Source organism: Corynebacterium sp. HMSC055G02, from assembly GCF_001809065.1.
In the GTDB taxonomy this organism is placed as follows: Bacteria; Actinomycetota; Actinomycetes; order Mycobacteriales; family Mycobacteriaceae; genus Corynebacterium; species Corynebacterium jeikeium_D.
Window position 1 is genome coordinate 197,431 of the sequence record NZ_KV795672.1, and the last position, 11,302, is coordinate 208,732.

8 protein-coding genes are annotated in these 11,302 nt (G+C 57.6%); 7 read left to right on the forward strand and 1 reads right to left on the reverse strand.

Annotated features, from left to right (window positions below; genetic code table 11):
- The 6 genes from sucB to HMPREF2547_RS09490 form a co-directional block, all read left to right on the forward strand.
- Positions 1–1,919 (forward strand): 2-oxoglutarate dehydrogenase, E2 component, dihydrolipoamide succinyltransferase (gene sucB / locus HMPREF2547_RS09465; RefSeq protein WP_083296887.1); only part of this gene is annotated, 1,919 nt, incomplete at its 5' end.
- A 569-nt stretch (positions 1,920–2,488) separates the two neighbouring features.
- Positions 2,489–4,114, forward strand: a complete 1,626-nt coding sequence (locus HMPREF2547_RS09470; RefSeq protein WP_016423042.1) for an inorganic phosphate transporter — start codon at positions 2,489–2,491, stop codon at positions 4,112–4,114.
- Between the two features lie 152 nt (positions 4,115–4,266).
- On the forward strand, positions 4,267–5,070 hold the full coding sequence (lipB, locus tag HMPREF2547_RS09475; RefSeq protein WP_048732570.1) for a lipoyl(octanoyl) transferase LipB: 804 nt from the start codon (positions 4,267–4,269) through the stop codon (positions 5,068–5,070).
- A 9-nt stretch (positions 5,071–5,079) separates the two neighbouring features.
- Positions 5,080–6,138 carry a lipoyl synthase gene (lipA, locus tag HMPREF2547_RS09480; RefSeq protein WP_016423044.1) on the forward strand — a complete coding sequence of 353 codons (1,059 nt, stop codon included), beginning with the start codon at positions 5,080–5,082 and terminating at the stop codon, positions 6,136–6,138.
- A gap of 93 nt (positions 6,139–6,231) precedes the next feature.
- The gene (locus tag HMPREF2547_RS09485) at positions 6,232–7,011 is read left to right on the forward strand and encodes a DUF4191 domain-containing protein (RefSeq protein WP_005511046.1); all 780 of its coding nucleotides are present in this window, start codon (positions 6,232–6,234) and stop codon (positions 7,009–7,011) included.
- A 267-nt stretch (positions 7,012–7,278) separates the two neighbouring features.
- Positions 7,279–8,898 carry an aspartate:alanine exchanger family transporter gene (locus tag HMPREF2547_RS09490; RefSeq protein ID WP_172954657.1) on the forward strand — a complete coding sequence of 540 codons (1,620 nt, stop codon included), beginning with the start codon at positions 7,279–7,281 and terminating at the stop codon, positions 8,896–8,898.
- Positions 8,899–8,900: 2 nt separating this feature from the next.
- Here the strand turns inward: HMPREF2547_RS09490 and HMPREF2547_RS09495 are convergent, their stop codons facing one another.
- On the reverse strand, positions 8,901–9,419 hold the full coding sequence (locus HMPREF2547_RS09495) for an RDD family protein (RefSeq protein ID WP_016423046.1): 519 nt from the start codon (positions 9,417–9,419) through the stop codon (positions 8,901–8,903).
- Between the two features lie 404 nt (positions 9,420–9,823).
- On the opposite strand from HMPREF2547_RS09495, the gene glnA reads away from it, so the two are divergent.
- Positions 9,824–11,260: a type I glutamate--ammonia ligase gene (gene glnA, locus HMPREF2547_RS09500; RefSeq protein ID WP_048732575.1), complete on the forward strand. Its 1,437-nt coding sequence runs from the start codon at positions 9,824–9,826 to the stop codon at positions 11,258–11,260.
- The last annotated feature ends 42 nt before the right edge of the window (positions 11,261–11,302 follow it).

Sequence of the window (11,302 nt, forward strand, 5' to 3'; positions counted from 1 at the left end):
AGGTTTCCACCGACAAGGTCGACACCGAAATTCCATCTCCGGTCGCCGGTGTTCTCACCGAGATTCTCTTTGAAGAAGACGACACCGTCGATGTTGGCGAGGTCATCGCAAAGGTCGGCGAGCCGGGCGAAGAGCCGGAAGGCGCTGACGATTCCGCTGAGGAGACCGAGGAAGAGGCTCCGAAGGAAGACGCTGAAGAGCCAAAGAAGGAAGCACCGAAGGCTGCCTCCGGTTCCGCTACTGATGTTGAGATGCCGGAGCTCGGCGAGTCCGTCACCGAAGGAACCATCACCACCTGGCTGAAGAAGGTCGGCGACACCGTCGAGGTCGACGAACCGTTGCTCGAGGTTTCCACCGACAAGGTCGACACCGAAATTCCTTCCCCAGTCGCAGGCACCCTGCTCGAGGTCCTCTACGACGAAGACGACACCGTTGACGTCGGCGAGGTCATCGCTCGCGTTGGCAATGCAGACGCTGCTCCAGCCGCCAAGGAAGAGGCCGAGGAGGCATCTGCCGCAGTCGAGAAGGACGAGGAGCCAGTAAAGGCTAACGAGGAGACTGAGGAAGACTCCACTGACGTTGACGCTGGCGACGCTACTGACGTTGAGATGCCGGAGCTCGGCGAATCCGTCACCGAAGGCACCATCACCACCTGGCTGAAGAAGGTCGGCGACACCGTCGAGGTCGACGAACCGTTGCTCGAGGTTTCCACCGACAAGGTCGACACCGAAATTCCTTCCCCAGTCGCAGGCACCCTGCTCGAGGTCCTCTACGACGAAGACGACACCGTTGACGTCGGCGAGGTCATCGCTCGCGTTGGCAGTGGCCAGCCAAAGAAGGCTGCACCGAAGAAGGAAGCTCCAAAGGCTGAATCCAAGCCGGAGCCAAAGAAGGAAGAGCCAAAGGCAGAGTCCAAGCCGGAGCCAAAGAAGGAAGAGCCGAAGAAGGAGACTCCGAAGGCTGAGGCTCCGAAGGCTGAATCCAAGCCTTCCGCTAACAAGGACGTTCCTTACGTCACCCCGCTGGTCCGCAAGCTGGCTGACAAGCACGGCGTTGACCTGACTAAGGTCGAGGGCTCTGGAATCGGCGGCCGCATTCGTAAGCAGGATGTTCTGCGCGCTGCCGAGGGCGGCCAGGAGACTACTGCTGAGTCCGGCTCCAACTGGTCCACCAAGGGCGTTCGCCCTGAGCTCGCTGAGCTGCGCGGCACCACCCAGCGTGTCAACCGCATCCGCGAGATCACCGCTGCCAAGACCCTCGAGTCTCTGCAGACTTCCGCACAGCTGACCCAGGTCCACGAGGCCGATATGACTGCCATCTGGGATTTGCGCGCTACTAAGAAGGCTGAGTTCGAGAAGAAGCACGGCGCAAAGCTGACCTTCCTGCCATTCTTTGCAAAGGCAATCGTTGAGGCTCTGGTCAGCCACCCGAACGTCAACGCTTCCTGGAACGAAGAGACCAAGGAGATTACCTACCACGAGCAGGTCAACCTGGGTATCGCTGTCGATACCGAGCGTGGTTTGCTCTCCCCGGTCATCCACAACGCTCAGGATATGTCCCTGCCGGAGCTGGCTGCTGCTATTGCGGACATCGCAGACCGCGCTCGCAACAACAAGCTGACCCCGAACGACCTGTCCGGCGGCACCTTCACCATTACCAACATCGGCTCCGAGGGCGCTCTGACCGACACTCCGATTCTGGTTCCGCCGCAGGCCGCAATGGTCGGCACCGGCGCGATTAAGAAGCGCGCAGTAGTCGTCACCGAGAATGAGGCAGATGCCATTGGTATTCGCGCCATGGTCTTCCTGCCAATTACCTACGATCACCGCCTGATCGACGGCGCTGATGCAGGTCGCTTCATGACGACCGTTGTTGACCGCCTCGAGGTTGCTAACTTCGAATCGGATCTGCAGCTCTAAGCAGCTTGCTCCCCTCCTGGGGTAGTAGCGCCGCGGGAATCTAGCTGGCTTGCTAGCAGGAGGTTCTGCCTCTTCCCTGCCCGCGTTAGTCGCACTTTGCGGCTGACGCGGGTATTTCTTTTGCCGCATTCGTCCCGCAGTTGAACCTAATCAGCGATTCCTTCAAATGCGCAGGCCCCCTATTCTTGGCTAGTGCTCAGATTTCACGTAGCCACACATAGCTAGCAAAGGCTCCATCGGCACAAAGAATTAACGTGCTGTTATTGCGCCGTTAAGCCATTAGCAGACAGCGGGAGGGTCGAACCGAAAGCAAAGCTGCAAGTAGCAAATGCGCATACTTTTTGTCCTGCCGAAATGCGAGAACACCACACACCCCCGCACACAGTTCCGGCTATCGCTTTCAGCTACACCGACGAGAGCTGAAGATAGCGATAATTAAATTCATTATTTGTTAACCTCGCCGTCACCTAGTTAGCAATTAGCCTTTACCAATCTAAGAAATCATTAGACAGCAGGCTTCTTTGGCGTGCCTATTTTTGCTCTCTGTACGTAACTTAGAAAGGTGGAGCATGTCCTCGGCTCCAGCGAATACTAGTTCGTCGACCGGGACCACATCATCTGAGCAATCGAGCTCCTCAGATAAGTGGTGGCACCTCTTCTTCGGCGGGCTTCTCGCAATCAACATCGTAATTTTTGTCTTCTGGGCTTATGACTTTGTGGGCCCGCAGGCAAATACGGCAATCCTTCTGATTACCATCGCGTTCGCCGTCTTCATGGCGTTCAACATCGGCGGTAACGACGTTGCTAACTCCTTCGGTACTTCAGTCGGTGCCGGCACCCTGAGCATGAAGCAGGCGCTTGTTGTCGCTTCAGTCTTTGAGGTTTCGGGCGCCGTCCTCGCTGGTGGCGAGGTTACTGACACCGTCCGTTCCGGCATTGTGGACCTGAACGCAATCCACGGTTTGGACCCGATGGAGTTCGCCTTCATCATGATGTCCGCGCTTCTCGGCGCGGCAGTGTGGCTCCTCGTTGCCACCCGCATGGGTTGGCCAGTCTCCACTACCCACTCCATCGTCGGCGGTATCGTCGGTGCCGCACTGACGGTCGGTTTCATCACCGGCAAGGGTGGCTGGAGCATGGTCCAGTGGGATCAGATTGGTCAGATCGCCGTTTCCTGGGTCCTCTCTCCGCTCCTCGGCGGTTTGGTCGCGTTCCTCCTGTTCGGCGGCATTAAGAACTCGATTCTCGTCTACAACGACAAGGCTTCCAAGCAGCTGCAGGCCATCCACCAGGAAAAGGCGGACCTCAAGGCGCAGCACCGCGACGACTTCGAAAAGCTCCCTGAGCACGATCAGATCTCGTACACCAACGCGATGCTTCGCGACGCTACGACGATGCGTGACAACGACTGGACTCCGGATGACCTGGAGTCTGAGTACTTCCGCAAGCTCGTCCACATCGAATCCAAGGTTGATGATGTCCGCGCTCACCGTGCGCTGGAAGCTTGGGTTCCGGGTCTAGCAGCCCTGGGCTCTATTGTCATCTCCGCGATGATGCTGTTCAAGGGTCTGAAGAACCTTCACCTAGGGCTTTCCAGCCTGGACAACTTCCTGATTATGGGCATGATCGCCACCGCAGTGTGGCTTGCCGTTTACATCTTCGCGCGTACTTTGAAGCGTCAGGATTTGGATCGTTCCACCTTCCTGCTGTTCAGCTGGATGCAGGTCTTCACCGCTGCTGCGTTCGCTTTCTCCCACGGCTCGAACGACATCGCTAACGCGCTTGGCCCGTTCGTGGCAATTCTGGATGTTCTCCGTACCAACGAGATCTCTTCCGAGTCCGGCGTCCCGCTGGCAGTCATGACCACCATGGGTGTCGCTCTCATCTCCGGTCTGTGGTTTATCGGCCGCTTCGTTATCAAGACCGTCGGATCCGGCCTGACTGAGATTCACCCAGCATCGGGTTTTGCCGCAGAGCTTTCCGCTGCTGTGGTCGTTATGATTGCTTCCCTGCTGGGTCTGCCGGTTTCCTCCACCCACATTCTGATTGGTGCCGTTCTCGGTGTCGGTATCGTTAACCGTGCCGCTAACTGGAACCTGATGAAGCCGATTGGTTTGGCCTGGGTTATTACCCTTCCGGCCGCTGCAGGTATCTCGGCAATCACCGTTTCCATCCTCCGCGTCGTCTTCGGCTAAGCCCACAAAAGCACGCCACTTTTACCCCGGCGGTCACTTTCTAGTGACCACCGGGGTATTTTTACGTCTGGCGCTATCCAAGTAAGTTTGGCGCTATCCAAGTAACAAGTAATCTGAGGCCTACAGAATTTCGGCGTATCCTATAGGCCACCATGACTGCCCCAAGAAAACCTTTTACTCGCGCAGATAAATCCATTCGGGAATCAAGCTCCGACATCGAGATTCAACATCTCGGCCTTGTCGACTACGAAGAGACCTGGCACCTACAGGCAGACCTTGCTGCCAAGCGTGCGAAAGACCTAATTCCAGATCAGGTTCTCGTGCTTGAGCACCCGAGTCTTTACACAGCAGGAAAGCGCACCCAGCCGGAGGACCGTCCTACCAATGGGTTGCCGGTCGTCGATGTCGACCGCGGTGGCCGCATCACCTGGCACGGCCCGGGCCAGCTTGTGATGTATCCCATCATCAAGCTCGCTCAGCCGGTCGATGTGGTGGACTACGTCCGCAGACTGGAAGAAGCCCTCATTCAAACCGTTCGCCGAGCCGGCATCGCGGCTGCTGGCCGCATCGATGGCCGCTCGGGGGTATGGGTTCCCGCATCAAACGGACTGAGCGACCGAAAGATTGCGGCACTGGGAATCCGCGTGACCCATGGTGTAACCATGCACGGACTCAGTCTGAACTGCGACAACTCTATGGAGTTCTACAACTACATCATCCCGTGTGGCATCTCCGACGCTGGAGTGACCACCCTATCCCGGGAGCTTGACCGAGATGTTAGCGTGTCAGAGATGACAGAGTCGCTTCTGGCAGATTTGCAAGATGCTTTGGAAGGCCGTTTGACCGTTGCCGACCATTCCTTCGGCTCCGCGCCCGACCCCACGAAGGACCTGCCACACCGGGTGAAGCACAACTCCACCACCGGCATATTCGAGTACTCATCAACAAAAGAGTAGGATGAAACTGTGACTGTTAAGCCAGAAGGACGTAAGTTACTGCGCGTCGAGGCACGAAATGCCGAGACCCCTATCGAGAACAAGCCCCGGTGGATTCGCAACCAGGTTCGTCCGGGCCCCAGCTACAAGGACATGAAAAACCGTGTCTCGGGTGCCTCTTTGCACACGGTCTGTCAGGAGGCTGGCTGCCCGAACATTCACGAATGTTGGGAAGACCGCGAGGCCACCTTCCTCATCGGCGGCGATAAGTGCACCCGCCGCTGCGACTTCTGCCAGATTAACTCAGCCAAGCCCGACCCATTGGATAAGGATGAGCCGCGTCGTGTTGCGGAATCCGTCCGCGAGATGGGTCTTCGTTACGCCACTATCACCGGTGTCGCCCGCGACGATCTGCCCGACGGTGCATCCTGGCTCTACGCTGAGACCTGCCGCCAGATCCACGAACTCAACCCGAATACCGGAGTCGAGCTCCTTGTCGATGACTTCCGTGGCGACGAATCTGCAGCACAGCAGGTATTCGACGCCAAGCCCGAGGTTTTCGCCCACAACTTGGAAACGGTGCCGCGCATCTTCAAGCGCATCCGCCCCGCATTCCGCTACGAGCGTTCCTTGGAACTCATCACTCGCGCTCGCGAAGCTGGGCTAGTTACCAAGTCCAACCTCATCCTGGGCATGGGCGAATCCTACGACGAGATCATCTCCGCTATGCAGGATTTGCACGATGCCGGCTGCGATATTCTGACGATCACTCAGTACCTCCGCCCCACTCCACTGCACCATCCAATTGAACGTTGGGTTAAGCCGGAGGAGTTCGTCAAACTCTCCAAGACCGCTGAAGAGATGGGCTTTGCCGGCGTCATGTCCGGCCCGCTGGTCCGCTCTTCCTACCGCGCTGGCCGACTCTACGCCCGTGCACTGGCGCACCGCGGTCAGGAACTGCCTGCGCATCTGTCCGCGCTTGCCGACGACAACGACAACAACCTCGCGCTTCAGGAAGCCTCGACTCTGCTCGACCGCTATGGCGCATCGGAGGATACGCCAGTCACTTCGACTATTCCGGCTTCCTAGAGGCCGACGGCCGCAGCGCCGTCGTAAAGCGAAACGGCGCTACGGCGCGGTCTATTGCCTAAAACTACATCGCATGCCCTAAAGTTGGTGATTATGGCGACCAATGATGCGAAAGAAATGAAGAAGGCGAACCGCGCCGCCAAGCGCGCTCAGCGTAAGCAGACTCGTAGCCAGATGTGGCAGGCGTTTAAGCTGCAGCGCTCGCGGGACAACAAGCTCGTGCCTTACATGGCGCTGGGCTTCTTCGGTCCAATTATCCTGCTGTTACTGCTTGGTCTGCTCATTGGTGGAGTCTGGCCCTGGGTTCTGACGATTATTGGTATCTCGATCGGCTTTATGGTCGCGATGTACATCTTCTCTAAGCGTCTTGAGGCGTCCTTCTACACAGAGGCGGAAGGCCAGGCCGGCGCTGCGGCGTGGACGCTGGACAATATGCGTCAGGGCGTTGGCTATGTCTGGCACGTCAAGACCGGTGTTGTCGCTAATCAGCACATGGATGCTGTTCACCGTGTTATTGGTAACGCCGGTGTTGTGCTGGTCGGTGAAGGTGATCCGAACCGCGTCAAGCAGATGATTGCTCGTGAGAAGAAGTCGCTGGCACGCATTGCGGGCGAAGCGCCGATTTACGACATGATTGCTGGTAGCGACGAGGGCCAGGTCCCGCCGAAGAAGCTGCAGCGCGAACTCATGCGTTTGCCGCGCAACCTGAATAAGGATCAGGCCAACGCTCTGAATGAGCGCATCCAGTCGATGGACCGTATTCGCGATGCGCGCGCGAACATGCCCAAGGGTCCAATGCCGAAGGGCGCTAACCCACAGGCCGGCATGAACCGTCGTGCGCGCCGTGCCGCCAATCGCGGCAAGAAGCACTAGAGGTTTTAGCTAGGTTTCACCAGGGTCGGTTGCTCGGGCAACCCGCCGAGGGGCAATCTAGGTTGAAGCAGAAAAAAGGGGCTTTCGGGCCCCCTTTTTTTGTGCTTTAAAGCTTTAAAACGATGCCTAAAGCCATGTCTTCACACACAGTTATTGATGTCTTGTTGAAGTGATTGCTCTCACTTATCACGCTGTCAGCAAAGGTCGTATCCTTGCTGGAAACAATGCTTAATGAAGATTACTGCTAGTTGTGCCACCATGGGATATGTGCAACTCTTGGCTGAAAATGAACTCTTAGCGCTTCTAGTGATTTTGTTTCTTGGCCTGGCAATTGGCCAGATCAAGATCTTCGGCTTCAAGCTTGGCGTGGCTGCCGTCCTCTTCGTCGGCCTTATCCTCGCGACTATTGAGCCGGAAATTCAAATCTCCCCGTTGATTTACATCGTGGGCCTGGCATTATTCGTCTACACCATCGGGTTGGAGGCGGGCCCCGAGTTCTTCAGCTCGTTACGCTCGCGCGGTATCAAGCACAACCTGTTCGGCATTGGTGTGCTCGCAGTTGTCACTATCGAGTCTTTCTTGCTGATCAAGTTTTTGCCTATCGACCCGGTGGAGGGCGCAGGCGCCTTCACAGGCGCCCTGACCAACACCCCGGCTATGGCCGCAATCGTCGATGCTCTTCCTAGCCTCATTTCGGATAAGGGCGAGCTGGCCGCTGCCCACGATATGCCGGTGATTGGTTACTCCCTGGCCTACCCAATCGGCGTGCTGGCAGTGATTGCCTCTATCGGTATTATGTCGAAGGTCTTCCGCGTCGATCACGACCAGGAAGCTATTGACGCAGGTGTCGCCGCGCTTCCGCTACATACTCGGGACATCAAGATTCTCAAGGACGACCTGCCTTCCATCACTGACCTTCCGTCGAAGTTCGGTTTGGACATCACGGTTTCGCGCATTGAGTACAAGGGCCACCTCTACATTCCGTCTCCGGGTGACACTGTCTCCGTCGGCGATATTATTTCCGTCGTCGGTACAGAGGAAGAAATTGCTCGTGCCGCCGAGTACATTGGCGAGCTTATGCCGGGTGATCCGACACACGACGGTCGCCTGGACTTCCGTCGCATCTTCGTCTCTGCATCTGACGTGGTCGGTGTACCCATTGCGGAACTTCAGACTCGCATGGACGGCATAATCATTACGCGTATTCGCCGCGGCGACCACGACATCGTCGCAGAGCCAAACATGCGCCTAGAGCTTGGTGATCGCGTCCGCGTAGTTGCACCGCCAGAGAAAATCAAGGACGCAACAAAGTTCTTCGGCGACTCCTACAAGAAGCTTTCCGACGTCAACCTCTTGCCCCTCACCCTTGGGCTTACGCTGGGTGTCTTGGTGGGTCTCATCAAGATTCCGCTTCCGGGCGGCAGCTCGCTCGCCCTGGGATCCGCTGGTGGTCCACTGGTTGTGGCGCTGATTCTGGGTGCTGTCGGTCGCACTGGCCCGTTGGTCTGGCCTATCCCCTACTCGGCCAACCTGGCGTTCCGCACCATGGGTCTAGCACTGTTCCTGGCAGGTATCGGCACCACTGCCGGTAAGGGATTCCAGGCTGCGTTGTCTGACCCGGCATCACTGACAGTTCTGGGTCTTGCCGCCATCATCGCGTTTAGCTCCGCACTGTTGACCCTCATTGTCGGTCACCGTGTGCTGAAGATTCCATTCGGCCAAACTGCGGGTATCCTCTCGGGCTTGCAGACTCACCCGGCAGTGCTCTCATACGTCAACGACCAGGCCAAGAACGAGTTGCCGGCAATGGGATACACAACGGTGTATCCAATGGCCATGATCATGAAGATTATTCTCGCCCAGGTCCTGGTCGTGTTGGTGCTATAGCGCTAACCCAAAATGACGGCCGTGCCAGTGGCACGGTCGTGCATGCCGCGCATATCCGAGTCGGTGATTGCTGGCGGCAGCAAGAAAAGAGTAAGCAAGCTGCGGAAGAAGGCACGAACAAAGCCAACTCGCTCGCCGGGCTTGTCCACGCGAGCGACACCCATCTTCATCATCCACTGGCCCGGAGTGCGGGCGAACAGCCAAACCGACACCGTGCCAATAATGAGGAAGACAACTGGCGAATAGGTCGCAAGGAATGACTGCCAGGCGATAAACGAATCCCCGAACTGGTCAATCTGCGCCTCGCTCGGGCCGAAGAACATCGAAAAAGCGCCGGCAATCATCAAGGAAATAATCCAGTCAATGAGAATGCCGCCGACGCGACGCATCAACGTCGCTTGCGATCCTGGGCCATCGGGGGCAAGACCCAATGCCTGGCCGGGATAGTCCGAGAGCTTGTCCGGATTATCGAACTCTCCCGGAATCTGAGGGCCATCTAGCCAACTGTGCTTTTCTTCCATGGGTTCATAGTCTAATGCAGCAATCCGGCTATCAAATCACGGGCTGGGACAGCCATTCAGCGCGTGCGGGGGTAATCCGGGGGCGATGTTGCGTCGCCTTTTCCATTTTCTTATCAGCACGGGAGCTAAAGGCGCGTCGTAAAGCGTGTGTGACATGAATGCGCAGGGTATTGCCTTGTTTCCACAAATAGATAACCTGCTCCCTATTTGCGTAACCTGTTCCGTATTGGCGAATTTCTCACGCACCATGCCAGAAATTCGTGGTTCTAATTCCAGAATGAATGCGTGGTTCGTTAAGCTTGAAGGCGTCAACCGGCCAGTCCTTGACAGCGCGGCAGGTGCACGAAACATCGTGCAAGAATTCCCTACTGCGTACTAAACAAGGCCAACTAAGGAGACCGCACATGTCCTTCAAAACTCCCGAGGAAGTAGTCGCGTATATCAAGGAAGAGGGCGTCGAGTTCGTAGACGTCCGCTTCACGGATGTTCCCGGCATCGAGCAACACTTCACCATCCCGGCATCCGCATTTGACGAGGACGCGATGGCCGAAGGCCTGGCATTCGACGGTTCCTCGATTCGTGGTTTCACTTCCATCGACGAGTCCGACATGGCACTGCTACCCGACCTGAGCACTGCGCGCATTGACCCGTTCCGCAAGGCAAAGACCCTGAACGTCAAGTTCTTCGTCCACGATCCGTTTACCCTCGAGCCGTTCTCCCGCGACCCGCGTAACGTCGCGAAGAAGGCGGAGGAATACCTCATCTCTACCGGCATCGCCGACACCTGCTTCTTCGGCGCTGAGGCGGAGTTTTACATCTTCGACAACGTCAAGTTCGAGACCGACACCAACCGCGGCTTCTACGAAGTTGATTCCATCGAAGGCTGGTGGAACCGCGGCAAGGACCAGAACCCGGACGGCTCTGCAAACCTGGGTTACAAGACCCGTCTTAAGGGCGGCTACTTCCCTACCGCTCCGTACGACCACTACCAGGACCTGCGCGACAAGATGTGCCTGAAGCTCGCTGACGCCGGCTTCGACCTGGAGCGCGCCCACCACGAGGTCGGCACTGGTGGCCAGCAGGAGATCAACTACAAGTTCAACACGATGTTGCACGCTGCAGACGACCTGCAGACCTTCAAGTACATCATCAAGAACACCGCCTGGGAAGAGGGCAAGTCCGTCACCTTTATGCCGAAGCCGCTGGCTGGCGACAACGGCTCGGGCATGCACGCTCACCAGTCGCTATGGAAGGACGGCAAGCCGCTGTTCCACGATGAGGCCGGTTACGCAGGACTGTCGGACATCGCTCGCTGGTACATCGGCGGCATCCTGCACCACGCAGGTGCGGTACTGGCCTTCACCAACCCGACCCTGAACTCCTACCACCGCCTGGTCAAGGGCTTCGAGGCTCCGATTAACCTGGTCTACTCACAGCGCAATCGCTCCGCCGCTGTTCGCATTCCGATCACCGGCTCCAACCCGAAGGCAAAGCGCATCGAGTTCCGCGCCCCGGACCCGTCGGGCAACCCGTACCTTGGCTTCGCTGCCATGATGATGGCCGGACTGGACGGCGTGAAGAACCGCATCGAACCGCACGCTCCGGTCGACAAGGATCTCTACGAGCTCCCGCCGGAGGAAGCCGCCGACATCCCGCAGGCTCCGACCTCTCTCGAGGCCGCACTCGAGGCCCTGCGCAACGACCACGAGTTCCTGCTCGAGGGCGATGTCTTCACCGAGGACCTCATCCAGACCTACATCGACTACAAGTACGAAAACGAGATCGAGCCGGTTCGCCTGCGCCCCACTCCGCAGGAATACGAAATGTACTACGACTGCTAAAGTTTTCGCTTCACGACGGCCACAGCAAGCAGCCCCCCCCCC

Coding starts and splice junctions, on each gene's coding strand:
- HMPREF2547_RS09485 (WP_005511046.1), top strand. CDS start 6,232: ATGGCGACCAATGATGCGAAAGAAATGAAGAAGGCGAACCGCGCCGCC.
- lipB (WP_048732570.1), top strand. CDS start 4,267: ATGACTGCCCCAAGAAAACCTTTTACTCGCGCAGATAAATCCATTCGG.
- glnA (WP_048732575.1), top strand. CDS start 9,824: ATGTCCTTCAAAACTCCCGAGGAAGTAGTCGCGTATATCAAGGAAGAG.
- HMPREF2547_RS09495 (WP_016423046.1), bottom strand. CDS start 9,419: ATGGAAGAAAAGCACAGTTGGCTAGATGGCCCTCAGATTCCGGGAGAG.
- HMPREF2547_RS09470 (WP_016423042.1), top strand. CDS start 2,489: ATGTCCTCGGCTCCAGCGAATACTAGTTCGTCGACCGGGACCACATCA.